We start from the raw sequence: 24510 nt of genomic DNA, 5'->3' as shown, positions 1-24510 counted from the left end.
TGGCACGTGACAAGGGGCGCCCTTGTGACGCTCTGGGTGACAAGGGGCGCCCTTGTCAGCCAGACCGCGGCCGGGTGAGTGGGAAACGCCCCGTCCGTGCGCGCCAGCCAAGGCCACGTCACGGGTAGGTCGTCGAATACCGGTTCGCTCTAGCCGCCCGCGACCCTCACGACGCTTTTTGCTCCTCGCCTCGGGCTGGGGCGGGGACGGCGTCCGGGGTGAGGTCGGTGGCTTCACCGAGCAGGTAGGCGTGGATGTGCTCGAGGTGGTCCGCGGTGTCTTCCCAGGTGACGATCGACATGGTGAGTCTCCGTTCGGCGGGGACGGGTCACTTCGGGGAACGGCGGGGCGCGGGGAAGGGGTTCACGGCGCCGGGGTGCGGGACGGCGGGCGGTCGAAGCCGGGCCGGTGAACGGGGGAGCGGTCGTGAAGGTGACAAAGTCGCTGACCGGGGGACTGATCAAAGGTGATGACAAAAACGGCCAAGCCTACTTTCGGTGCTTGACCTCTTGCCGGTGGTGACGTCACGATCGAGTGATCCGATGACTCAACCGCCATCCGCCGTAGCATTCGCACGCTGTACGAATTATCGCCCTCGTTCGGGGTAGACATCGGATGTTACGGACGCCGTCGTGGAGGATGCATGAGCTCACGTCCCCGCCGTTCGATCACCGTCCTGGCCCTGTCCGCCGCCTTGCTCGGCGCGGTCGTCACCAGCCCGCCCGCCTACGCCGCCGTGCCCGAGCCGACCTCGGTGCCGCTCGAGAAGTACTTCGACAACGATGGCATCGACACCGCCGCCGCCCGCGGCGGGAACTTCGACGGCTCGGGGTACAGCTTCCCCGGCGACGCGCTGCCCAGCGGGCGGGCGACCGTGGACGGGATGCCGTTCGCCATCCCGTCGTCCGCGGCCGGTGCCCAGAACAACATCGTCGCGCTCGGCCAGCAGGTCGCCGTTCCGCGCGGGCGCTATCACTCGGCGCACTTCCTGGTCGCCGGAAGCTACGGCATGGCCGGTGGCGCCGCGACCGTGCACTACGCCGATGGCGGTACGAGCGCGGCTTCGCTGAGCGGGGCCGACTGGTACGGCGCGTCCGGGCAGATCGTCGCCCCGTTCCGGTACGCGCCGGACAACAAGACCGACCAGAACCCGGTCTCGCTCAGCGTTTCCCAGCTCTGGTTGGACGCGACCCGCGAGGCCGTCTCGATCACCTTGCCGGTGACCAAACCGGCGCAGGCGGGCCAGACGAGCCTGCACGTCTTCGCGCTGACCATGCAGGGATCGAGCCACGGCAAGGCGCTCACGCTGCGCGGATCTCGTTCCACACCAAAGCTTCTCAACAACGCGCAGGCCGTCGAGGCGGTCGTGACCAACCTCGGCGACGAGTGGATCACCGAACGGGATGAGCTGACCGTGCGGGCCGAGGTGTTCGGCGCGCGGACCGTTCAGCCCGCTCCGGTACGGAGGCTCGCTCCAGGGGAACAGGTCCGGGTGCGGATCGGGATCACGCGCACCGGCGCGCCGGTGGACACGATCGTCAACGGGAAGATCGTCGCGGAAGGCAAACGGCTGCGCGCCGAACAGGCGGTCCGGTTCACGCTCGGCGTCGCGGACTACCAGGCGACCGACGCCTCACTGGGCGCGCACGAGTCGCCGTACTGGTTCGACGACGCGAAGTTCGGCATCTTCATCCACTGGGGCCTGTACTCGGTTCCCGCCTGGTCGCCGCCGGGCGAGCAGTACGCCGAGTGGTACTGGCGCTGGATGGAGGACCAGAACAACGCGGTCCACGCCTACCACGAGAAGACCTACGGCAAGGACTTCAAGTACGACGACTTCATCAAGGATTTCACCGCGGCGAAGTTCGATCCGAAGAGCTGGGTCGAGCTGTTCCAGGCCGCGGGCGCGAAGTACTACGTGCTGACTTCCAAGCACCACGAGGGTTTCGCGCTCTACGACTCGAAGGTGTCCGGCCGCGACTCCGTCGACCTCGGGCCCAAGCGGGACCTGGTCAAGGAACTGTTCGACGCCTCGCGCAAGTACACGCCGGGCCTGCGCAACGGCGTCTACTTCTCGATGCCGGAGTGGTACAACCCGGACAGCCCCTGGATGGGGCACGGCCCGCGCAATCCGTACACCGGCGCGGCCGAGCCGTACACCGGCTATCAGTCCGGGCGCGACTTCGTGAAGGACTACCAGGGCCCGCAAATGAGCGAGCTGGTCCACCAGTACGACCCTGACGTGATCTGGTGCGACATCGGCGGCGCGAACGACAGCCGCCGCGTGCTGGCCGACTACTTCAACAACGCGAAGAACCGCCAGCGCCCCAAGGACGTCACGGTCGACGACCGCTGCGGCATCCCCACCCACGACTTCACCACGCCCGAGTACGCGACGTACCCGGACACCGTGGTCAAGAAGTGGGAGGCCAGCCGCGGCCTCGACCCGCGCTCCTACGGGTACAACCAGGCCACGCCGGACAGCATGTACATGACCGCCGACGAGGTGGTGCACACCCTGGTCGACACGAACAGCAAGAACGGCAACTTCCTGCTGGACATCGGCCCGCGCGCGGACGGCACCATCCCCGAGATCATGCAGACCCGGCTCCGGGAGACCGGTGACTGGCTCAAGGTCAACGGCGAGTCCGTCTACGGCACCACCTACTGGTCGCGGATGGCGGCCTCGGGTCCGTTGCGGTTCTCCGTCAAGCAGAACGAGGCGTTCTACGTGACCTCGCTCGAACGGCCGGGTGCCCAGCTGACGGTGGACGCGCCGGTGCCGGTCAAGGACGGCGACCGGGTGACCATGCTCGGCTACCCCGGCGAGCTGAAGTGGGCCAAGAAGGACGGCAAGCTCGTGGTCGATGTGCCCGAAGCGGCGCGCGCGGCGGGCTCGCACGCCTGGGTGTTCAAAATCGAATATCGCTGATCGGTCAACCTGATCCCTCCGGCGGGCGTGTACGGGGAAACGCGCCTGCTGGAGGGATCCCCATGTCCGTACGCGGCAAGATCTGGCGGCCGATCGGGGTCATGGCGGTCGCCGTGGCCGGGATCGCCTGTGTCTACGCCACCCGCATCCCGCCGCCTTCCCCGCTGTTCGAGCCGCCCGCGCTGTCCTTGGCGGCGCCGGACTCGATGCCGTTCGACCTGCTGACCCATTGCGGGGTCGACGAAGCCAAGATCGGCACGGTCTACTTCGAAGCCGAGGTCCCGCTCATCGGCACCGCCCAGAGCGCGCCACCCGGATGGGGCAATCCACTGCAGCCGGGCCGGATGACCCTGCTGACGCCGAACCGCGCCGTTTTCCGAGACGACCTCGGGCACGAGGTCTTCTTCCGTGCGAGGCCCGGCGCGACCGCGCCCAAGCTCCTCTGTGACTAGGACACGCCCTAGGACATTGCCGAAACGGGCGCGACTGTGCGACGACTTATCCCATGAGCCGCGCCGTGCACCGGACCATCCTCGTCGTCGACGTCGCCGGGTTCGGTGACCTCAGGCGCACCAACCTGCACCAGGTCACCGTGCACGGCGGGCTCTACCGCGTGCTGACGCGCGCGTTCGCGGCCGCGGGCATCCCCTGGGAGGTCTGCGAGGACGAGGACCGCGGCGACGGCGCGCTCGTGCTGATCCCGCCGAGTGTGCCGAAAAGCCTGCTGGTGGAGGCGTTGCCGGGCGCGTTGCTGACCTCACTGCGGGAGCACAACGGTGCCCATCTCGCCGAGGAGCAGATCCGGCTGCGCATGGCGTTGCACGCGGGTGAGATCCACTACGACGAGCACGGCGTCGTCGGCAGGCCGGTCAACCTGACGTTCCGGCTGCTCGAACTCCCGGTGCTGAAGCGGGCTTTGGCCGATTCCGGCGGGCTGCTGGCGGTGGTCACCTCAGCGTGGTTCTACGACGAGGTCGTCTGGCACAGCCGCGAGCGCGATGGCTACCACCAGGTCCGCGCGAAGGCGAAGGAAACCGACACCACGGCCTGGATCAGCGTGCCGGGTAAGCCGCTCTCGCCCGAACTGCTCGCCCCGATCGCCGAGGAGTCCGCGCCGCATCAGCTGCCGGCGGGCATCCGGCAGTTCGTCGGCCGGGAGAGCGAACTCGGCAGGCTCGACACCGTCTCGGGTGCGGCAGGCGCGGTGATCATCACCGCGATCGACGGCACCGCGGGCATCGGCAAGACCACGCTGGCGATGCACTGGGCCCATCAGGTCAAAGACCGGTTCCCGGACGGCCAGCTGCACGTCAACCTGCGCGGGTTCGACTCGGGCGAGCCGATGGACCCCGGCCAGGCACTGCACGGATTCCTGCAGGCGCTCGACGTCGCGCCCGGCGGCATCCCGGCCGATCTCGAGACGCGAGCGGCGCTCTATCGCAGCCTGCTCGCGGGGCGCCGGATGCTGATCGTGCTCGACAACGCCCGCTCCGCGGACCAGGTGCGGCCGTTGCTGCCCGGCACGCCGTCCTGTCTCGTGGTGGTGACCAGCCGGAACCAGTTGCGCGGCCTCATGGTCAGGGAGGGCGCGTACCGGATCGCGCTCGACGTGCTGCCCGCCGAAGACGCCCGCGCCCTGCTCGCCGAGCGGATCGACGGCGACCGTCTCGCCGAGGAACCGGGTGCCGTCGCCGAGCTGATGGAACTGTGCGCGCGGCTGCCGCTGGCGTTGAGCATCGTCGCCGCCCGCGCGGCGAGCCAGGCCAACCTTCCGCTGGCCGCGCTCGTGCACGAGCTCAAGGACGAACGGCACCGGCTCGACGCGCTCGACCTCGGCGACACCGATCTCAGTGTCCGCGCGGTGTTCTCCTGGTCCTACACCGTGCTCTCCCCGGTGGCGGCGCGGCTGTTCCGGCTGCTCGGTGTGCATCCCGGCCCGGACATCGACCTGCTCGCCTGCGAGGCGCTGGCCCCGGACGCGAAGCAGCTGCTCAAGGAACTGGTCACCGCGCATCTGCTGGCCGAGCACGTGCCAGGACGGTTCCGCTTCCACGATCTCCTGCGTGCCTACGCCGCCGAACTCGCGGCGACGGAACCGGATCGCCGCGCCGCCGCGGAACGCATGCTCGACCACTACCTGAGCGCCGCCGCCCGCGCCGATCGGCAGATCCAGCCGGTGCAGCCCGGCTACGAGGAGGCGATGAGCTGGTTCACCGCCGAGCACGACACCTTGCTCGCCATGGTCACCTTCGCCGCGGACCACGGGTTCGCCGAGTACGCGTGGCGCCTCGCTTCGGCTTGCCAGATCTTCCTGCGCCGGGTGGGCAGGCGGCATGAGCGGGTCGCCGTGCACCGGACCGCGTTGGTGGCCAGCCGCAAAGCCGGTGACGTCATCGGGCAAGCCACCTCGCTCCGGCAGCTCGCACAAGGTCTCTCCCGGCTTGGCCGATTCGAAGAGGCCGAGGAGCTGCTCGACGAAGCATTCGAGATTTCCCTGGCGCTGCAAGACAAATCGTACCTGCTACACGTGCATTTGGCGTACTGCAGGGTGTTCGAGGCGCAGGGGCGGCACCGGGAAGCGCTCGACCACGCGAAGGCGGGCTGGGAACTCGCCAGGCGGCAGACCGGGCGGGGTGACCAGGCGGGCGCGCTGACCGGGATGGGGAAGCAGGAGTCCATGCTCGGCCGGTTCGACGAGGCGGCCGAGCACAGCGCCGAGGCGCTCAGGCTTTATGCCGAGCTGCCGGACAAGGAGGGGGAAGCCAACGTGCTCAAGAACATCGGAGAACTCGACTTGCGGCTCGGCAGGCTGCCGGAGGCGGTCCGGTGCTTCGAGCGGTCCTTGGAGCTGGATCGCGAACTCGGGGACCGCTATTGGGAAGCGTACGCGCTCGACAGGCTCGGGGAGGTCCACCTCGCATGCGGCGACGCAACGCGGGCGAAAGCCTTGTGGCAGCAAGCTTTCGCGATTTTCACGGAACTTCGGCATCCGGACGCGGCAGGCGTCCGCGCCAAGCTCAGCTCGCCAGAGAACGCGGACTGAGTCCGCACAGCAGCTTGTCGACCGTGCGTTCCCAGCTGAGCACGCCGATCAGGCGCCGCCTGATCTCGTGCGCGTCGTGGAACGCCTTCTCCCGATCGCTCAGAATCCGGTTGATGGCGGCCTTCCAGCGTGCGACGTCCTCGCCGGTGTCGTCCGTCTCCACGATCATGGCGCCCGCCAGCGAACCGAGATGCTGGCGCAGGGTCTCCGCGATGCCTGCCTTGCTGCTCACCAGCAGCGGGGTGCCGAGGCTGATCGCGTCGAGCGCGGCCATGCCGAACCCTTCGACGCGGGACGGGATGATGCTCAGCGAGGCGCGTTTGAGGTCCTGGCCGAGCTCGTCGGGATCGTCGGTGAACGCGCGGACGTCGATGCGGTCACGGGCCGCGCCCGACATGGCGACGAGCTTGCCGTGCAGCGACGCGCATTCCGAACCGGGCGCGCCCCGCACATAGAGGACGGGTTTCGGCTGCCCGGTGGGCACGGTGAGCCCGGCCGTCGCCTTGGCGGCGATGTCGAGGCCCTTCAGCTCGATGTCACCGGTGCGGCCGAGCACCAGCACGGTCGGCTCGGCCAGCGCCCGGCGCATCCGGCCGTCGAGGCCGGCGGGCACGGTGAGACCCGGGTCGAGCTGCAGCACCGGCACGCCGCCGAACCCGTCGCACACCACGGCTTCGGCGTTGCGCCGCAGCCTCGGCCCGACGGCGGCGACGACATCGGCGTCGGCCGCGATGTCCCTGGTCATGCGCTCGCGCTGGGCGATCCGCCGCGGTGCGTCCTCGCCGCTCTTGTACGGCTCGATCTCGGACGGCGCGGTGTGCACGATGTGCACCAGCCTTGTCCGGCGGTAGCGCCTGGCGTAGGTCCACGCGACCGAGCCACTGACCCGGTCGTGCCCGACCACGACATCCGGCAGCGTCCGCAGCGCCTGCTCGGCGCGGACGTAGAGGTTGGGCCCGGCCGGGGTCCGCTCGGCGACGACGAGGTTCACACCACGCTCGGCCGCGTCCTCACGGTCACGCGGGGTCGCGTGCTCCACGAGGCAGGCCGTGCGGCAGCCCGCGTTCGCCAGCGCGGTCGCCAGCAGCCGGTTGAACGTGGAGATGCCGCCGCGGGTCGGCGACCACTCGTCGTTGATCAGCAGAAAGGACAGGCATGAGTCACCTGGTGAGTCTGGATCAGTTTGTCCGCCCATCGTTGCCACCCCTCCGGAAAACCTCCGCCACCGCTCAAACGCTGTACAGCCGCTGGTACTTGTCGAGAATGCTGATCGCCTGGCCGCGCATCCTCTGCTCAGCCCGATCCCTGGCGATTTCGGCGACCTCGTCCGGCGTGTACCCGAGCTTGCGCATCAGGTTGAGCGCGATGCTGATCACGTCGATCACCTCGTTGGCCGCTGCCTTGTCGTTGTGGTCGCCCAAGTGCGTCTCCAGTTCGCTGAACTGGACGTCGGTCGCGACCTTGAAATGCCTGATCGGCTTGGCCTTCACCTCGCTGTCAGCTTCGTTCCAGGCCGTCCACAGTGGCTGGAACGGTCCCAGCGTCTCGGTCTTGGTGATCATCGGTCTCCGTCTTTTCGGTGCTGTCGCGGTCAGACCGCGGCGATTCTGTTGAGCGTGCCCAGATCGTGCAGCACGATTTTCCGCCTGCCCGTCGACAGGAGTCCTTTTTCCCGCAGCTTGCGCAGCTCGATGGCGACCGCGTCCCGTGACGCCCCGATGCGGCTCGCGATGTCCTGCTGGGACAGGAGCAGCTCGATCGTCCAGCCTTCCTCGGTCTGCTCGCCGACCTCGGCGGCGATGTCGAGCAGCCACCGGGCCAGCCGGTACTTGACATCGAGCCTGCCCAGCAGCGTGCGCTGATCCGATTGGCGGCCGCGTGCCACGACCGCCTGGTACATGGTCGGCCAGAGGTCCTCTTCGCGGACGAACTTCCGCAGCTCGTCGGCGTCGACGTCGATCGCGGACAGCTCGGTGATGGTCGTGACGGTCGCCGACCGCGGCTCGTCCATCAGCACGCCCTCGTCGCCCAGCAGCTCGCCCGCGCCGCGGATGGCCAGGATCATCTCGGTGTCGTCGGGCGCGACCTTGGTGATCTTCACGCTGCCCTCCTCGATCAGCAGGACCGAGTGGGACGGCTGGCCCTCGAAGAACAGGGTCTGGTCGGCGGGGAAGCGTACGCGCGTGCCCAGCGCTTTGAGCTTGGTGTGCTGGTCGTCGGTCAGCACGTCCAAGATGCACAGGATGTTCGCGTACATAGTTGAGAGTGTAATACTCTACACAGCGATGTGACTACGCCACACTGAACTGTAGTGCAGTGCCAACCGGGTGAACTTGTCTTCCATGCACGAGGGTGGAAATCGGTACGGTTGACGCATGCTGACTGGGAAACTGACTCGGCTGCGTGCCCTCGAACCGACCGACGCCGAGTCGCTCGCGCGCTGGCTCGACGACCCGGTCGTCTCCCACTGGATGGTCAACGACTACCCGATGTCGCTCGCGCAGGTGGTCAAGCGCTGCGAGGAACGGCCGCGCAACACCTACGGCAACCTGGTGTTATGCATCGAATCGCTGCGGGAGAAGCGCGCGCTCGGCGTGATCGCGCTGATCGGCGCGGAGCCCGAGAGCGGGTGGGCCGAGATGTCCATCTACATCGGCGAACCGGACTTCCGCAGCGGCGGCTACGGCACCGACGCGCTCCGCGTGGTGTGCCGCTACGGGTTCGACCAGATGCGTTTGCACGGCATCTGGCTCGTGGTCGTCTCGGAGAACGCCGGCGCGCGGCGCGTCTACGAGAAGGTCGGTTTCGTCGAGGAGGGGCGGCAGCGGCAGCGGTTCTACCGCGACGGCAAGTGGCACGACCTGGTCATGATGAGCCTGCTCGCCGACGAGCTGATCGACTAGACCGTGTTGACCGGAAAGCTCACGCGGCTGCGCGCCCTCGAACCGTCGGACGCCGAGACGCTCGCGCGCTGGTTCGACGATCCCGTCGTGTCGCGGGTGATGGTCGGCTATCCGGTGTCGCTCGCGCAGGTGGTCAAGCGGTGCCGGGAACGGCCGCGGAACACTTACGGAAGCCTGGTGCTCTGCATCGAGTCGCTCGCGAGCGGGCGCGCGCTCGGGGTGATCGCGCTGACCGGCGCGGAGCCGGAGAGCGGGTGGGCCGAGCTGTCGATCTATCTCGGGGATGCCGAGTTCCGCGGCGGCGGGTATGGGACCGACGCGGTCCGGGTGCTGTGCCGGTACGGATTCGATCAGATGCGCCTGCACGGCGTGCACCTGCTGGTCGCGGCATCGAACGCGGGCGCGCGCCATGTCTACTCGAAGGTGGGCTTCGTCGAGGAAGGGCGTCAGCGGCAGCGGTTCCACCAGGACGGCGAGTGGCATGACTCGATCATGATGAGCCTGCTTGCGGGAGAACTGGGGTCGTGAGCGTTGCGGGCGGTTCTAACCGCCCGCAACGCTCACGACCCAGGGGTCAGCAGGGCGCCGACGTTGTCCCCAAAGTGGCTTTCGGGGACGCCGAGGCGAGGCCGGTGAGCGTGATCGGAAGCCGGACGCAGTTGTTGCTGTCGCTCAGCTCGCGGACCTTGTTGGCCGGGTCGATGCGGGTGACCAGCGCGTACGTGCCATCGGTCAGCGCGCTGACCTCGATCATCTGGTCCGGCAGGCCCCAGTAGTACTCGTCGGCCCAGCCACGCGAGATCCCGTTCTTGAACGCGTCGACGCCGGGCGGGGAGTTCGGCTCGGGGTCGAGGCAGCGGGGCGCGGGGTAGCTCTGGACGCCGTTGCCCTTCTTCGCCCACCAGCTCAGCTCGGTGTCGGCCATGCAGAAACCGTTCTTCTTGCCGACCGCCACGGGGGCCGAGCCGGTGGGTGCGCCGGTGGCGTCGGCCGCCCACAGCTCCGAGACCGACCAGTCTTCGAAGTGGTAGTGGTGATGGATCGCGTGGTAGTGCATGTTCCCGACCGAGGGAAGGTCCGTCGACGTGCCGTCCGAACGGTAAACCCGTTGTGCGCCAGGGACTTCCTCCGGCCGCTGCCCGGCAGGTGTCTGGTAGCGGATGTCGACGGGGCCGTCGCCGACGTTGGCCATGGCCTGGCCGAAGCGCAGGCACCGCTTCGCGCCTTGGTCTTCGATCTCGCTCTTGAAGCAGGACTCGCCCGGTGCGGCGGAGTCGTCGAAGAACGGCGGCGGGGTTTCGAAGGTGGCGTAACGCTGAGGCAGCGCGAGCAGGTCCGGCAGCAACTGCTTGACCTGCGGGTAGCGTGGGGTGTTCTCGTTTTCGAGAAGTCCTTCGTAGCGCACGGAATCCGAAGCGAGATCCGGGACGAACGGGTTGTAGAACGCGTAGGCCGTGTAGCGCGCGCTCGTCTTCGGAAGCCAGACGGAACGTGAGGTGCCGATCTGCGCTTCAGAGATCGCGACGCGACGGCTGCCTTGATAAACGACTAGGCCGAGGCTGTCGTCGTTGGTCGCGCCGACGGTGCGGATCGCGAGTTCCACCCCTCCCGGCTTAATACGCAGTGAGCGCGGCAGGCGGACTTCGAGTTCGACTCGGCTGCAGCCGACCTTCGCGCACTCCGGCACGTCGTGCACCGGAGTGGTCCTGCCGACTTGCCCGGTCCAGGACACCGGGCGATCCGAGGTGACGACGACCCGGGCTCCGGCCTCCGCGGGCGTCGCGAGTGGTGCCAGCAAAGCGAGTGCGGCCAGTGCCGCATATGCGTTTCTCATGTGTTTTTCCCCCGTGTATTACTTGCCTGCCTTTGATTGGAGTGATAGGCGCCGTTCTTGGCAATCCCGCGAACGGGTAGATCGTGCTCCGTTCGGGTGCGGCGGCTCGCCTTCGCGGCCGGGTGCCTGGATAGTCGACGGATGATTTCTCCGTGGGCGCGCACACCGGTGACCACCGGCTTGGTCGGGATCACGGTGCTCACGCTCGGGGTGCTCACCGCGTTGAACGTCGACGCACTGCCGCTCATCGGCGCGGGCACCACCTACAGCGCGGAATTCAGTGAGTCGGCGGGTTTGCGCACCGACAACGACGTGCGCGTCGCCGGGATCAAGGTCGGCAAGGTGGCCGGCGTGCAGCTCGACGGCGACAAGGTCAAGGTGACCTTCCGCGTCAAGAACGTCTGGCTCGGCGACAAGACCGTCGCCTACATCAAGATCAAAACCGTGCTGGGGCAACAATTCCTGGCCTTGGACCCGCAAGGCGACGGCACACTCGACCCCGGCGACCCGATTCCGCTGGAGCGCACGGTCGCGCCATATGCGATGCTCGACGCGTTCCGCGACCTCAGCACGACGGTCAACGACATCGACACCACCCAGCTTGCCAAGAGCTTCGACACCATCGCCGCGACGTTCGCCAACACACCCGACAATGTGCGCGGCGCGCTTAACGGTCTTTCTAAGCTTTCCGACACGCTCGCGTCGCGAGACAAACAGCTAGGCCAGCTGCTGGCGAATACCCGGCAGGTAAGCCAAACACTCGTCGACCGCGACGCTCAGCTTGTCAAGCTGATGGAAGACGGCAACAAACTGCTCGACGAGGTGAGCAAGCGCAAGCAGGCGATCACGCACCTGCTCGACGCCACGAAAGCGCTCGCGGCCCAGCTGAACGGCCTCGTCGACGACAACGACAAGCAGCTCGACCCCGTGCTCAAGCAGCTTGATCAGCTGACCTCGATGCTCAGCCGCAACCAGGACTCGCTGGCCGACGGGATCGCCAGGTTCGCGCCGCTGGTCCGCCTGCTGACCGGGCTCGCCGGCAATGGGCGCTGGGTCGACGCCTACCTGTGCGGCCTGATCCTGCCCAGCATCGGACCGCTCAACGAAGCGGGCTGCTTCGAGAAATGACCTCGTGAGTGGCGCGGCCGGTTCTAACCGGTCTAAACACTCACGACCCCTTCGCGCAAGCCGCGCCTCGCGCGGCGGGGCGACCCTTTCGCCGCAGCCTCGCCCGCGACCCTTTCGCCGCAGCCTCGCCCGCGGGCCTTCGCCGCAGCCCTGGGCTTGGCTGGATGAAGGCTCCCCTCATACAGGTCTGGCCGTATGAAGGGAGCCCTCATCCAGCATGGGCTGATGAAGGGAGCCTTCATACAGGTTCGGCTGTATGAAGGGAGCCTTCATACAAAACCGGCTGCAGTGAGGGCCTCCCTCACTGCAGCCGCTGAGCCAGGGCATGGGCTTCCTTTGGCAAGCCAGGGCGAAGCCCGTCGTAAGCCGCGGGTCGTGAGTGGTATGGCCGGTTCTAACCGGCCTAAACGCTCACGACTTTTTTCCGGCGGCGGACGAGGAGCAGGAGCGCGCCGAGCAAGCCCATCAGCGTGCACGTCACGATCGCCGACAGCAGCAGGAACCCGTTGAGGTCACCCGCCGCGAGGTAGGCGCCGAGTGCCACCGCGACCAGCGCGCAGACCGCCCTGTCGATGATCGACTCCATCGACAGCAGGGTCGCGCGGTACTTCGAGTCCGGGATCGCGTCGTTGAGCAGCTGCTTCTGGATGGGGAACGAGATCCCGGTCGCCACCGCGAAAACGCAGAGCAGCACCACGGTCGCCATCGCGGGCACCGCGACGATGAAACCGAGGCACAGCGCCATCACGATGGTCAGCAAGAACACCGCGCCCGCCGGGCCGACCGCGCGGCGCAGGCGGTGGGGGCGGGCCGCGCCGAGTGCCTCGAAGATCGTCATCGCCGCGAGGACCGCGCCGTACCAGTCGACGGCGACGTGCTTCGACTCCAGGATCGGCTGGAACAGGTTGACCTGGCAGATGCGCACGAGCGTGAACATCGCGATGCCCTGCACCATGAGCAGCATCAGCCAGCGAGACGAGCGCAGCGCCGAGAACGCGCCGCCGACGCCCGCGATCAGTGAGGCCGTCTTGTCGCGGTTGACGCGCCCGCCGGGGATCGGCGGGAGCTTGAGCGCCATCAGGACGGCGATGCCCGCGTTGATCGCGGTGATCCAGTACGGCGAGGACATGCTCCACTGCATGAGCAGGCCGATGACCGGCCAGAACACGATCTTGCCGACCAGGCTGTACGACCGCCCGACGCCCTCGACCTTGAGATACAGCGAGCCCGCGCCCTGCGCGTGCAGGTACTCGTAGAGATACGCGCTCTGCGCGCCCGAGATGAGCGAGCGCGCCAGCGCGATGAGCAGGAAGTGGATCAGGAAACCCGAATACGAGCCGAGGAACACCGGCACCAGGTTCGCGCCGACCAGCACCGACGCGCCCGCCACCAGTGAGGTCCGGTAGTCGAAGCGGTCGGCGATCATCCCGGTCGGGATCTCCAGCAGGCAGAACGCGATGTAGTAGATGCTCTGGATGCCGAAGATCTCGGCGTCGCTCATCCCGAGCTGCTTCTGGTAGCTGTAGAAGATCGGTACCCACAGCAGCAGCCCGAAGAAGAACTGGAAACCGTAGGTCAGCCGCACGGCCCGGCGTACCTCCGGGTTCGCGGGCAGGCGAAGGCCCAGCATGAAGTGCTCCTAGTGAAACTGACGCGTCAGACCGAGTAAGGACGTAGCTGGAGGATGTGGATCGTGTCCTCGTCGGCGAGCCACTCGATGTCGACCGGGGAGTCGAAGGTGTAGTCGGGGGAGAAGTGCGACTGCAGCAGGCGGCCGGCGACGGCGAGCCGCTGCAGCTGCTCCTTGGCGCGCTCGCCGAGGTCCTCCTTGGCGTCGCCGAGCGACATGGTGCGGCCGCCGCCCTCGACGGTGTTGTACAGGTACTGCATCGGCTGCTTCGTGCCGTCGACCACGTCGGTCACCTGGGGCGACACGTTGACGTACACGTTGCGGAAGTCGTTGCGGTTCAACGGGTTGCTGGTCACGAGCACGCCACCGAAGTCGGCGGCGACCTGCTCCTGGATCACCACGCCCATGAAGCACTCGTCGAGCGAGATGCCCGCCTGCTGGCGCAGCCGGACGCTGCGCACCGACACCAGCGAGGCCCAGACCTCCTTGATGCTGGCCAGGATCTTCTCGGCGGTGGTCACGTGGTTGATCGACTCGTAGATCCCGGCGGCGGAGAACCCGGCCAGGTCCTCGGCGTTCGACGAGCTGCGCACGACGAACGCGCGCACGCCGGCGAGCTGGGCGATCAGCGCGTCGTCGATCTCGGAGACCAGGTCGGCCGGCATGCGGGCGCCGCGGATGAGCTGCTGCAGTTCGACGCAGAGCGGCTCGACCTCGCGGGCGTTGAGCTCCAGTGCCATCTTGAGCTTGCCGATGGCCTGCTGGATCCGCGGCGAGGACTCGAGGAACCGCTGCTGCACCGAGAACGGCAGCGCGATCCCGCGCGGCACGCGGACGCGCTCGCCGAGCAGTTTGCGCGACGCGGACGCGAGGTCGGCGCCCTCGGGCGCGCCGAGCAGCTTCCCGAGATACGGGAGCAGGTTCTCGCGCGGCGGCCGCGGGACCTGGAAGAAGCCGAGCAGTCGCTGCGAACCGTTGGCCAGCACGTGGTGCAGTTCGCCGAGGTTCGCGGCCTTGGTGCCGTAACGGTGGTGATCGCGGTGGCGCAGCTCGGTGAGCGCGGCGATCGGGGTGTTCTCGGACTCGGGCTCGTCGAGCACGATGCGCTGCGCGTACCAGGCGGGACGCTGGTTCGCCGAGGCAGGCTCGTCGACCAGGCGCAGGCTGACCGTCGGGTTGCCGTCGTCGACCTCGTATTCGACCCACTGGCCGTTGAGGTTTTCCCGCTCGATCAGGTCGAAGACGCCGATCTGGATGGCGTTGGGAATCTGCCAGCCGGTGGCCAGCACATTCGTGTGCGACAACGGGGTGGTGTGGTGCGCGTTGATGATCCCGGCGAGGCGCGGGATGTCGTCGGGCACCCGGTGCATCACGATGATGTCGTGCCATTCCAGCGTCGCGGCGCGGTACTCGGCCTCGTCGCGGAACGCGCGCAGGCGGCCGGTGGTGACCCCGCTGTTCAGCGGCACGAATTGGGAGCTGGAGAACAGCTCGTGCGCGAGAATGCGCGGCAGCGCCGTCGGCGACAATTCCAGGATCGCCCGCTCCTGGAGATGGTTCGCTGGCTTGAACAGCAGCGGAAGCGAATCGTCGAGATGCGCGCGGACGAATTCGTAGAAATAGGTGATCATGTCGGCCGACATGGTGTCGACCTCGACGGTCTCCAGTGAGAAGACCCGCCACTCCTGGCCGGTTTCCTCTTCCCGCCTGGTGTGCAGCGCGAGGATGCCGAGATAGAAGCGCCGGTCGGCGTCGTGGTAGAACCGCTGGTTGAATTCGTCGATCCGGGCACCCATGCGCTCCTGGGAAATGCCGAGGATCTCCTCGCCGATGTAGAGGGCATGGAACGAATGCCGGGCGTTGTTGAGGAAGTGGATCGTAGAGTTCTCACGGTCGACGACGACCTTGACGAAGGCGTATCCGCCGAGGCTTCCTGAAAGCCCGTTGAATGCTGTCAAGGTCAGCTTCTCGCCGACCAGAGCGGCCACGCTCTCCGTATCCTGAACGGTGGCAACCGCGTTGTTGTCCGACACCCGGAATTCTCCTCGCATGATTAGCAGCGAAGAAGGAGGTTAACAGGTTGATCTAGGTTTGATAACACCGTCGCGTCGGTGCTCGTGCCGATGCGCGTTCACTTGAGCTGAATCTGATGTTCACCATGACCGGCGCCACACTCCGATGGTCTAAACATCCAATTCCGCGAGACGCCGATCCCATCGTTCGGGCGCTAACGACCCGAATCCGGCTCTTTCGGCCCGTGCGTGACATTCCTTACTTATGTCTCACGGGTCCGTGACGCAGGTCACCGGCGAGGCTGTCACAAACCGAGGGGGTCATCTCGTCAACGCTGTGTATCTGTCACCACGGCAAGGAGAACATCATGGAAGCCCGCCTGAACGTCTTCGCGAACCCCGTCGCCGGCAAGTTCATGAAGTACATCAACTCGGCAGGCAAGGTGCTGGCCGACTCGGGCCTGCCTGCTGCCACGCAGGAGCTTGTGAAGATCCGCGCCAGCCAGATCAACGGCTGCGGGTTCTGCCTCGACATGCACACCAAGGAGGCCGCGCACGCCGGTGAGACCGCCCAGCGCCTGCACATGATCGCGGGCTGGCGCGAGGCCAAGGTCTTCACCGAGGCCGAGCGCGCCGCGCTGGAGCTCGCCGAGCAGGGCACCCGCATCGCCGATTCGGCCGGTGTCAGCGACGAGGTCTGGGCCAACGCCGCCAAGCACTACGACGAGGACCAGCTCGTCGCGCTGACCGGCCTGATCGCGCTGATCAACGCCTACAACCGCATCAACGTCCTGGTCCAGCAGCCCGCGGGCGACTACCAGGTCGGCATGTTCGGCTGAGCCGCCTCGTAGCGGGTCGCGACCGCGGCGGCGCGGTCGCGCAACGAGGTGCGCAGCCACCGCGGGGCAAGCGCTTCCGCTTGCGTGGCGAGCTGCCACAGCGCCCACTCGGCGTGCCTCGCGTCTTGGAAGGTCACGTCGAGCCGCAGCCAGCCGTCCTCGCCGATCTCTTCGGCCTGGACGGCCAGCGCGGTGGCCACCAGCTCCTCGCGCCGGGCCGGGTCGACCCGGACCAGGACGGCGACCTGGTCGCCCCCGGTCCGGAACCGGGTACTGCGGTCCCGCCAAGCCTGGTCCAGATCGACGCGGTCCGGTCGCCGCGCGGGCTCGTCGAGTTCCTCGGCGGCCAGCACCCTGGCCAGCCGGTAAGTGCGGTCCTCGCCGGACCGCGTGGCCAGCAGATAGCCCTGGCCGCGCACGGTCACCAGGCCGATCGGGTCGACGGTGCGCCACCGCGGGGCCTGGTCCACCGCCGCGTACCGGATGCGCAGCCGGTGCCCGCCGAACACGGCCTTGCGGACCTCGGTCACCACGGCGTCGGGCACCTCGTCGGCGTCGGTGCGCCGGGCGAGCAGGTCGGTCTCCGGATCGATGAGCAGCCGCCGCGCCGCGCCCGCCGCGGTGTCCCGGTAGCCATCGGGCAGCGCGTCGACCACCTTGAGCACGGCCGAGGCGAGCGCCGACCCGAGGCCGAACACCTGCGCGCCCCGCCGTGACCCGGCGACCAGCAGCGCGAGAGCCTCATCATGGCTCAGCCCGGTGAGTTCCGTCCGAAACCCTGGCAGCAAAGCGAAACCGCCATGCCTGCCGCGCTCGGCGTAGACCGGGACGCCCGCCGCGGACAGCGCGTCGATGTCACGCAGCACGGTGCGGGTGGACACTTCCAGCTCGCGGGCGAGCGTGGCCGCCGACAGCCGTCCGCGCTGGCGCAGCAGCAGCACCAGCGAGACCAACCGGTCGGCGCGCATGCGCGAAATCTACCGGAATACATGACACAGGATGTCGTATATCGCTTGCGAGGCTGGTCGCCACTGAACCGAATGGAGCTGAAGTGGCAGTGGAAAGAACGGCCGTCAACCCGGTCACCTGGTCGGCGGAGCTGGGCTTCAACCAGGGCGAGCTCGTGTCCGGGCACACCCGCACGCTGTACTGCTCAGGGCAGACCGCGATGAACGGCGAAGGCAAGCCCGAGTGCGAGGGTGACATGGCGGGCCAGGTGGCGCTGAGCCTCGCCAACCTCGAGGCCGTGCTCGCCGAGGCGGGCATGTCGCTGGCGAACCTCGTCCGGCTCAACGTCTACACGACCGATGTGGACCTGCTCTTCCAGCACTATGGCGTGCTGGCGTCGCGGCTGGGCGCGGCCGGGGTGGCGCCCGCGACCACCATGCTCGGCGTGACGCGGCTGGCGATCCCCGGCCAGCTGGTGGAGCTGGAGGGCACCGCGGTCGGCTAGGGGGACGGGATAAAGCGGGCTTTACTCCAGACCGGGATAAAGCGGGCTTTATCCCGGGGAAAGCACCCGGGATAAAGCCCGCTTTATCCTGCTAGCCGCGGAGTGCGGAGGCTTCGCGGGCGAAGGCCTCGATACGCGAGAAGTCCTTGGCCGCCAAGGCATCCTTCGGCGTGAGCCACGAGCCGCCGATACAGCCGACGTTCGGCAGCGCGAGGTAGGCCGGGGCCGTCTTGAGCGTGATCCCGCCTGTCGGGCAGAAGCGCAGTCCGGGCAGCGGGCCGCCGATCGACTTCAGGTAGTCGACGCCGCCGCTGGCCTCCGCCGGGAAGAACTTCAGCGCCGTCACGCCGCGCTCGGCCAGGCGCATCGCCTCGGACGCCGTGCTCGCGCCGGGCAGGAACGGCAGCCCGGTGTCGAAGCAGGCGTCGAGCACCTGGTCGGTGACGCCGGGGGTGACCAGGAACGAGGCGCCCGCGTCCAAAGCCTGCTTGGCGTGGTCGGGCGCGGTGACCGTGCCCGCGCCGATGACTATGTCCGGCACCTCGTTCGCCACCCGCTCGATCGCGGCGAGCGCGACCGGCGTCCGCAGCGTCAGCTCGATCACCCTGATCCCGCCCGCGAGCAGCGCGCGGGCCACCGGCACCGCGTCGTCCACATCGGACACCACGACGACGGGCATCACGGGGGACAGGTCGAGCAGGTCCGCTCCGGTGCTCACTTAACCTCCAACATGTTCGTGTGTACTGGCGTGCCGAAATGCCCGGGCGTCAGCGGCCCGAACACACCGGCGCCCTGGTCGGCTGGGCCGACCGCGCGGCGCAGGATGCCGAACAGCTCGCGCCCGGTGCCGACCCAGGATGCCTCGTCGGGCGGTCCGTCCACCAGTTCACGCTCCGCGAGCACCTGATCGCTCACCAGCACGTCGAGCACGCCCGAGTCCGCGTCGAGGCGCACCAGGTCGCCGTCGGCGATCTTCGCGAGCGGGCCGCCCGCCGCCGCCTCCGGGGTCAGCTGGATCGCGGCGGGCACCTTGCCGGACGCGCCGGACATCCGGCCGTCGGTCAGCAGCGCGACCTGGTGGCCGCGGTCCATCAGCACGCCGAGCGCGGGGATCAGCTTGTGCAGCTCAGGCATCCCGTTGGCGCGCGGGCCCTGGTTGCGGACGACGACCACGACGTCGCGGTTCAGCTCGCCCGCCTTGAACGCCTCGGTGAAGTCCTCCTGCGTGGTGAAGACCCGCGCGGGCGCCTCGACCTTGCGCCGGTCCGAAGCGACGGCCGACACCTTGATCACCGCGCGGCCGAGGTTGCCGGACACCATCCGCAGGCCACCGTCCGAAGCGAACGGCCGCCACGCCGGGCGCAGCACGTCCTCGTCACGGCTGCGGGTTTCGACGTCGCGCCAGATCAGCTCGCCGTCGTCGAGGATCGGCTCCTGGCGGTACCGGCTCAGCCCGTCACCGGCGACCGTGCGGACGTCCTCGTGCATCAGCCCGGCGTCGAGCAGCGTGCCGATGAGGAACTGGATGCCGCCTGCCGCGTGGAAGTGGTTGATGTCCGCGCTGCCGTTCGGGTACACCCGCGCCAGCAGCGGGACGACCGCCGACAGATCGGTGAAGTCGTCCCAGGTCAGCTGGATGCCCGCGGCCGCAGCGATGGCGACCAGGTGCATCGTGTGGTTGGTCGAGCCACCGGTGGCCAGCAGCGAGATCACGCCGTTGACCACGGACTTCTCGTCGATCACCCGGCCGAGCGGGGTGTACTCCTCGCCACGCGCGATGGTCACCGCGCGGCGCCCGGCCTCCTCGGTCAGCGCGCGGCGCAACGCGGTGCGAGGCTGCACGAAGCTCGCGCCGGGCAGGTGCAGGCCCATGACCTCGACGACCATCTGGTTCGAGTTGGCCGTGCCGTAGAAGGTGCAGGTGCCGACGGAGTGGTAAGAAGCCGCCTCGGCGTCGAGCAGCTCTTCGCGCGTCGCGAGGCCCTCGGCGTAGAGCTGGCGGACGCGCGCCTTTTCCTTGTTGGGCAGGCCGCTTTCCATCGGACCGGCGGGCACGAGGATCGCGGGCAGGTGCCCGAACGACAGCGCGCCGATCAGCAGGCCGGGCACGATCTTGTCGCAGACGCCCAGCAGCAGCGTCGCGTCGAACATGTCGTGGGACAGCGCGATCGCGGTCGACATCGCGATCACGTCGCGGCTGAACATGGACAGCTCCATGCCCGCGCGGCCCTGGGTGATCCCGTCGCACATGGCGGGCACGCCGCCGGCGAACTGGGCGACCCCGCCGTTGCCCGCCGCGGCCTTCTTCAGCCAGGCCGGGTACTCGCCGAGCGGCTGGTGCGCGGACAGCATCTCGTTGTAGGAGGACACGATCGCGACGTTCGGCTTGCGCAGCGCGCGCAGCGCGTCGCGGTCGACGCCCTCGACGGCGGCGAAGCCGTGTGCCAGGTTGCTGCACGCGAGCCCGCGGCGCTGGGGCCCGTCGGCGTAGGCGGCGTCGATGCGTTCGAGGTAGGCGGAGCGCGTCATTGCGCTGCGCTCGGCGATACGCGCGGTGACGTCCGCGATGACAGGGTGGATTCGGGAACTGCTCATGGAACTCTCCGCATCGGATCACAGGTGGTGGTCCGGCGGACGGCGCCTTTGGCGTCGCGCACGGTCGTGGAAGACGGTCGTGACAACGCACACAGTACCTGCCAGGAAAGATCGAGTCAAAATCGATTCAGAACGCCCGAAAACGTGACCCCGATCACGTCCCGGCTCGCCCGTGTGCTACTTGTCACACTGCACAACGCAGGGCAGAGTCGGTATAGCGCTCAGGCGCCTGCAGCGAACTGATTATCGGAGGCACGATGTCCACCACAGAGATCGCGGAACTTCGCCGCACCATCGGGCAACTCAGGCAGTGTGTCGGCACGCTCCGCGCTCGCTACGGCGACGCGTCGGCCGTGCGCAGGCTCGCGAACGACGTCGAACGGCTCGACATCGACGCCGCGGACATGGACTCGTGTGCACCCTCCGTCCCCACCCAGAGCAAGTCGGAGGAACGAGTCAAAGTGCCGGACACCCCATACGACCCCTCACTGTGGCATGGAGCCGATGACGAAGGCGTCGGCGGCTACAAGCGCGATCAGGCGTGAGCGCCCCCGCCGGCAACGAGGCCGGCCGAGTGGGCACCGGGGTACACGCGCCGACCCGCGCGAAGATCCCCTGGCGCACGCTGCGCACGGACCGATGGTGGCTCCCGCCCCTGCTCACCACGCTGGGGCTGGCCACCTTCGTCGTTTACGCGACGATCAGGTCTTTTGTGCGCACGGCGTACTGGGTCCCCGAATACCATTACCTGACCCCGTTCTATTCCCCGTGCCTCAGTGAGTCCTGTGTGCCCGGGTCGAGTCATTTCGGCACCCCGTTCGGCGAACTGCCGGGATTCATCCCGCTCGGGTTCGTCGTGCTGCCGTTCCTGCTCGGCTTCCGGCTCACCTGCTACTACTACCGCAAGGCCTACTACCGCTCGATCTGGTTGTCCCCGCCCGCCTGCGCGGTCGCGGAACCGCACGCGAAGTACACCGGAGAGACCCGGCTGCCGCTGATCATCCAGAACGCCCACCGCTACTTCTTCTACGCGGCCGTGGTCGTCTCCGTGATCAACACCTACGACGCGATCACCGCGTTCCACGGTTCGACCGGCGGTTTCGGGTTCGGCCTCGGCAACATCATCCTGCTCGGCAACGTGATCCTGCTGTGGGCCTACACGCTTTCCTGCCACTCGTGCCGGCACGTCACCGGCGGCAGGCTGAAGCATTTCTCCAAGCACCCGGTCCGGTACTGGATCTGGACGAAGGTCAGCGCGCTCAACACGCGCCACATGGCTCTCGCCTGGACCACGCTCGGCACGCTCACGTTGACCGACCTCTACGTGATGCTGGTCGCCAGTGGCGCGCTGACGGATCTGCGGTTCATCAATTGATTTCTTTTCCGACTGTGTTTTCGACAACGGCGTCAAAGCGCTTTGAGGTGGCTTTTTAAATGACCGAAGTGGAACGACTCAAATACGACGTCGTGGTGATCGGCGCCGGTGGCGCCGGGCTGCGCGCGGTCATCGAAGCCAGGGAACGCGGCTACAGCGTCGCGGTGGTGTGCAAGTCGCTGTTCGGCAAGGCGCACACGGTGATGGCCGAAGGCGGCTGCGCCGCCTCGATGGGCAACGCGAACTCGAACGACAACTGGCAGGTGCACTTCCGCGACACCATGCGCGGCGGGAAGTTCCTCAACAACTGGCGGATGGCCGAGCTGCACGCCAAGGAGGCGCCGGACCGCGTCTGGGAACTGGAGACCTACGGCGCGCTGTTCGACCGCACCGCCGACGGCCGGATCAGCCAGCGCAACTTCGGCGGGCACACGTACCCGAGGCTCGCGCACGTCGGTGACCGGACCGGGCTCGAGCTGATCCGCACGATGCAGCAGAAGATCGTTTCGCTGCAGCAGGAGGACTTCAAGGAGACGGGCGACTACGAAGCCCGGATCAAGGTGTTCGCCGAGTGCACGATCACCGAGCTGCTCACCGACGACGGCCGGATCTCCGGCGCTTTCGGCTACTGGCGCGAAAGCGGCCGGTTCATCCTGTTCGAGGCGCCCGCCGTGGTGCTCGCGACCGGCGGTATCGGCAAGTCGTTCAAGGTGACCTCGAACTCGTGGGAGTACACGGGTGACGGGCACGCTCTGGCTCTGCGCGCGGGCGCGAACCTGATCAACATGGAGTTCATCCAGTTCCACCCGACCGGCATGGTGTGGCCGCCCTCGGTGAAGGGGATCCTGGTCACCGAAGGCGTGCGTGGCGACGGTGGTGTCCTCAAGAACACCGAGGACAAGCGGTTCATGTTCGAGTACGTGCCCGAGGTCTTCAAGGGGCAGTACGCGGAGACCGAGGAAGAGGCCGACCGCTGGTACACCGACCAGGAGGAGAACCGGCGCACGCCGGACCTGCTGCCTCGTGACGAGGTCGCCCGCGCGATCAACTCGGAGGTCAAGGCGGGCAGGGGATCGCCGCACGGCGGCGTGTTCCTCGACATCGCCTCGCGCCTGCCCGCCGAGGAGATCAAGAAGCGGCTTCCGTCGATGTACCACCAGTTCAAGGAGCTGGCGGACGTCGACATCACCAAGGAGCCGATGGAGGTCGGGCCCACCTGTCACTACGTGATGGGCGGGATCGAGGTCGACCCGGACACCGCGGCGGCCAGCGTTCCCGGGCTCTTCGCGGCCGGTGAGTGCTCCGGTGGCATGCACGGCTCCAACCGGCTCGGCGGCAACTCGCTGTCGGACCTGCTGGTGTTCGGCAGGCGCGCCGGGCTCGGCGCGGCGTCCTATGTGGGCGCTCTCGAGAAGCGCCCGGTGGTGCGTCAGTCCGATGTGGACGCCGCGGCGAAGATGGCGCTCGCGCCGTTCGACCCGCCGTCCGACGGCGTCGAAGAGAACCCGTACACCCTGCACACCGAGATGCAGCAGTCGATGAACGACCTGGTCGGCATCATCCGCAAGGCGGAGGAGATCGAGCAGGCGCTGGTCAAGCTCGAGGAGATCCGCGCGCGCGTGCTGCGCGTGGTCGTCGAAGGGCACCGGCAGTTCAACCCCGGCTGGCACCTGGCGGTCGACCTGCGCAACATGCTGCTCGTCAGCGAATGCGTGGCGAAGGCGGCACTGGCGCGCACGGAGAGCCGTGGCGGGCACACCCGCGACGACTTCCCTGGCATGGATTCGAAGTGGCGCAACACTTTGCTGGTCTGCAGCGCGTCGGACGGTGACAACCCGGTGGTGCCGGACGTGACCGTCACACCGAAGCCGCAGCTGCCCATGCGTGAGGATCTGCTGGAGCTCTTCGAGCTTTCCGAAGTGGCGAAGTACTACACGGACGAAGAGCTGGCCGCGCACCCCGGAAGGACCGAGAAATGAGCTACAAGGCGAGCTTCCGGGTCTGGCGAGGCGACGCGGACGACGGCGAGCTGCAGGACTACAAGGTCGAGGTGAACGAGGGCGAGGTCGTACTCGACATCCTCCACCGGCTGCAGGCCACGCAGACCCCGGACCTCGCGGTCCGGTGGAACTGCAAGGCGGGCAAGTGCGGGTCCTGCTCGGCGGAGATCAACGGCAGGCCGCGCCTGCTGTGCATGACGCGGATGTCGACCTTCTCCGAGGACGAGGTCATCACCGTGACCCCGATGCGGACCTTCCCGGTCATCCGGGACCTGGTGACGGACGTGTCGTTCAACTACACCAAGGCCCGCGAGATCCCGTCGTTCACCCCGCCGCCCGACCTCAAGCCCGGTGAATACCGGATGCAGCAGGTGGACGTCGAGCGCTCGCAGGAGTTCCGCAAGTGCATCGAGTGCTTCCTGTGCCAGAACACCTGTCACGTGGTGCGCGACCACGAGGAGAACAAGGAGAACTTCGCGGGCCCGCGGTATCTGATGCGGATCGCGGAGCTCGAGATGCACCCCTTGGACGTCGCGGACCGGCGTGACGAGGCGCAGGAGGAACACGGCCTCGGTTACTGCAACATCACCAAGTGCTGCAGCGATGTGTGCCCCGAGGGCATCCACATCACGGACAACGCGCTCATTCCGATGAAGGAGCGCGTCGCCGACCGCAAGTACGACCCCATCGTCTGGCTGGGCAACAAGCTCTTCCGGCGGGGCTGAGAGATTTAGCGGGCTTTATCCCGGGCGCTTTTCCCGGGATA

At 67.7% G+C, this 24510-nt stretch carries 22 protein-coding genes; 12 read left to right on the top strand and 10 right to left on the bottom strand.

Going from position 1 to position 24510, the window contains the following annotated elements; translation table 11 throughout:
• Positions 1 to 166: 166 nt before the first annotated feature.
• Positions 167 to 301: a hypothetical protein gene (locus tag BLV57_RS44280; protein WP_281244455.1), complete on the bottom strand. Its 135-nt coding sequence runs from the start codon at positions 299 to 301 to the stop codon at positions 167 to 169.
• 342 nt (positions 302 to 643) lie between these two features.
• On the opposite strand from BLV57_RS44280, the gene BLV57_RS34125 reads away from it, so the two are divergent.
• The 3 genes from BLV57_RS34125 (at position 644) to BLV57_RS34115 (ending at position 5975) form a co-directional block, all read left to right on the top strand.
• Positions 644 to 2932 carry an alpha-L-fucosidase gene (locus tag BLV57_RS34125; RefSeq protein ID WP_091296346.1) on the top strand — a complete coding sequence of 763 codons (2289 nt, stop codon included), beginning with the start codon at positions 644 to 646 and terminating at the stop codon, positions 2930 to 2932.
• Positions 2933 to 2994: 62 nt separating this feature from the next.
• Positions 2995 to 3384 carry a hypothetical protein gene (locus BLV57_RS34120; RefSeq protein WP_091296343.1) on the top strand — a complete coding sequence of 130 codons (390 nt, stop codon included), beginning with the start codon at positions 2995 to 2997 and terminating at the stop codon, positions 3382 to 3384.
• A gap of 53 nt (positions 3385 to 3437) precedes the next feature.
• Positions 3438 to 5975 carry a tetratricopeptide repeat protein gene (locus BLV57_RS34115; protein WP_091296340.1) on the top strand — a complete coding sequence of 846 codons (2538 nt, stop codon included), beginning with the start codon at positions 3438 to 3440 and terminating at the stop codon, positions 5973 to 5975.
• Here BLV57_RS34115 and BLV57_RS34110 read toward each other — a convergent pair.
• From BLV57_RS34110 to BLV57_RS34100, 3 genes are read right to left on the bottom strand one after another with little or no spacing between them, the layout of a single operon-like run.
• Positions 5950 to 7170: a glycosyltransferase family 4 protein gene (locus BLV57_RS34110; protein WP_091296338.1), complete on the bottom strand. Its 1221-nt coding sequence runs from the start codon at positions 7168 to 7170 to the stop codon at positions 5950 to 5952. The genes BLV57_RS34115 and BLV57_RS34110 overlap by 26 nt on opposite strands.
• Positions 7171 to 7204: 34 nt before the next feature.
• On the bottom strand, positions 7205 to 7537 hold the full coding sequence (locus BLV57_RS34105) for a hypothetical protein (protein WP_091296334.1): 333 nt from the start codon (positions 7535 to 7537) through the stop codon (positions 7205 to 7207).
• Between the two features lie 29 nt (positions 7538 to 7566).
• Positions 7567 to 8232 carry a Crp/Fnr family transcriptional regulator gene (locus BLV57_RS34100; protein WP_091296331.1) on the bottom strand — a complete coding sequence of 222 codons (666 nt, stop codon included), beginning with the start codon at positions 8230 to 8232 and terminating at the stop codon, positions 7567 to 7569.
• Positions 8233 to 8350: 118 nt separating this feature from the next.
• On the opposite strand from BLV57_RS34100, the gene BLV57_RS34095 reads away from it, so the two are divergent.
• On the top strand, positions 8351 to 8878 hold the full coding sequence (locus BLV57_RS34095; protein ID WP_091296327.1) for a GNAT family N-acetyltransferase: 528 nt from the start codon (positions 8351 to 8353) through the stop codon (positions 8876 to 8878).
• A gap of 3 nt (positions 8879 to 8881) precedes the next feature.
• A complete protein-coding gene (locus BLV57_RS34090; RefSeq protein WP_091296324.1) occupies positions 8882 to 9406 on the top strand; it encodes a GNAT family N-acetyltransferase in 525 nt (174 codons plus the stop codon).
• A 46-nt stretch (positions 9407 to 9452) separates the two neighbouring features.
• Here BLV57_RS34090 and BLV57_RS34085 read toward each other — a convergent pair whose 3' ends face one another.
• Entirely contained in the window at positions 9453 to 10712 is a 1260-nt protein-coding gene (locus tag BLV57_RS34085) for a lysyl oxidase family protein (protein ID WP_091296321.1), read from the bottom strand.
• 141 nt (positions 10713 to 10853) lie between these two features.
• Between BLV57_RS34085 and BLV57_RS34080 the strand changes: the two genes are divergently transcribed.
• Complete coding sequence (locus BLV57_RS34080; protein WP_091296318.1) at positions 10854 to 11840, top strand: MCE family protein; 987 nt, start codon at positions 10854 to 10856, stop codon at positions 11838 to 11840.
• Between the two features lie 403 nt (positions 11841 to 12243).
• On the opposite strand, the gene BLV57_RS34075 is transcribed toward BLV57_RS34080, so the two are convergent.
• On the bottom strand, positions 12244 to 13470 hold the full coding sequence (locus BLV57_RS34075; RefSeq protein ID WP_091296315.1) for an MFS transporter: 1227 nt from the start codon (positions 13468 to 13470) through the stop codon (positions 12244 to 12246).
• A gap of 26 nt (positions 13471 to 13496) precedes the next feature.
• Complete coding sequence (locus tag BLV57_RS34070) at positions 13497 to 15521, bottom strand: PEP/pyruvate-binding domain-containing protein (protein WP_091296312.1); 2025 nt, start codon at positions 15519 to 15521, stop codon at positions 13497 to 13499.
• Positions 15522 to 15850: 329 nt separating this feature from the next.
• On the opposite strand from BLV57_RS34070, the gene BLV57_RS34065 reads away from it, so the two are divergent.
• Positions 15851 to 16321: a carboxymuconolactone decarboxylase family protein gene (locus BLV57_RS34065; RefSeq protein ID WP_091296310.1), complete on the top strand. Its 471-nt coding sequence runs from the start codon at positions 15851 to 15853 to the stop codon at positions 16319 to 16321.
• Here BLV57_RS34065 and BLV57_RS34060 read toward each other — a convergent pair.
• The gene (locus BLV57_RS34060) at positions 16297 to 17289 is read right to left on the bottom strand and encodes a helix-turn-helix transcriptional regulator (RefSeq protein WP_091296307.1); all 993 of its coding nucleotides are present in this window, start codon (positions 17287 to 17289) and stop codon (positions 16297 to 16299) included. The two genes, BLV57_RS34065 and BLV57_RS34060, sit on opposite strands and share 25 nt — an antisense overlap.
• A gap of 89 nt (positions 17290 to 17378) precedes the next feature.
• Between BLV57_RS34060 and BLV57_RS34055 the strand changes: the two genes are divergently transcribed.
• Entirely contained in the window at positions 17379 to 17774 is a 396-nt protein-coding gene (locus BLV57_RS34055) for a RidA family protein (RefSeq protein WP_091296304.1), read from the top strand.
• A 91-nt stretch (positions 17775 to 17865) separates the two neighbouring features.
• On the opposite strand, the gene eda is transcribed toward BLV57_RS34055, so the two are convergent.
• Together eda and edd are read right to left on the bottom strand one after the other, a co-directional pair.
• Positions 17866 to 18492, bottom strand: coding sequence for a bifunctional 4-hydroxy-2-oxoglutarate aldolase/2-dehydro-3-deoxy-phosphogluconate aldolase (gene eda, locus BLV57_RS34050; RefSeq protein ID WP_091296301.1), 627 nt, complete (start codon positions 18490 to 18492; stop codon positions 17866 to 17868).
• A complete protein-coding gene (gene edd / locus BLV57_RS34045; RefSeq protein WP_176968933.1) occupies positions 18489 to 20369 on the bottom strand; it encodes a phosphogluconate dehydratase in 1881 nt (626 codons plus the stop codon). The genes eda and edd overlap by 4 nt, the downstream gene beginning before the upstream one ends.
• 257 nt (positions 20370 to 20626) lie before the next feature.
• On the opposite strand from edd, the gene BLV57_RS34040 reads away from it, so the two are divergent.
• From BLV57_RS34040 to BLV57_RS34025, 4 genes are read left to right on the top strand one after another with little or no spacing between them, the layout of a single operon-like run.
• Complete coding sequence (locus tag BLV57_RS34040) at positions 20627 to 20914, top strand: hypothetical protein (protein WP_091296298.1); 288 nt, start codon at positions 20627 to 20629, stop codon at positions 20912 to 20914.
• On the top strand, positions 20911 to 21744 hold the full coding sequence (locus BLV57_RS34035; protein WP_091296294.1) for a hypothetical protein: 834 nt from the start codon (positions 20911 to 20913) through the stop codon (positions 21742 to 21744). The genes BLV57_RS34040 and BLV57_RS34035 overlap by 4 nt, the downstream gene beginning before the upstream one ends.
• A gap of 59 nt (positions 21745 to 21803) precedes the next feature.
• Positions 21804 to 23723 carry a fumarate reductase/succinate dehydrogenase flavoprotein subunit gene (locus BLV57_RS34030; RefSeq protein WP_091296290.1) on the top strand — a complete coding sequence of 640 codons (1920 nt, stop codon included), beginning with the start codon at positions 21804 to 21806 and terminating at the stop codon, positions 23721 to 23723.
• A complete protein-coding gene (locus tag BLV57_RS34025) occupies positions 23720 to 24469 on the top strand; it encodes a succinate dehydrogenase/fumarate reductase iron-sulfur subunit (protein ID WP_091296286.1) in 750 nt (249 codons plus the stop codon). Before BLV57_RS34030 ends, BLV57_RS34025 begins: the two co-directional genes overlap by 4 nt.
• Positions 24470 to 24510: the final 41 nt, after the last annotated feature.

Origin of the sequence: Amycolatopsis xylanica, from assembly GCF_900107045.1 — a bacterium.
Classification (GTDB): domain Bacteria; phylum Actinomycetota; class Actinomycetes; order Mycobacteriales; family Pseudonocardiaceae; genus Amycolatopsis; species Amycolatopsis xylanica.
Note: the sequence above shows the minus strand (reverse complement) of the source record. Positions and strands in the feature narration are given on the sequence as shown.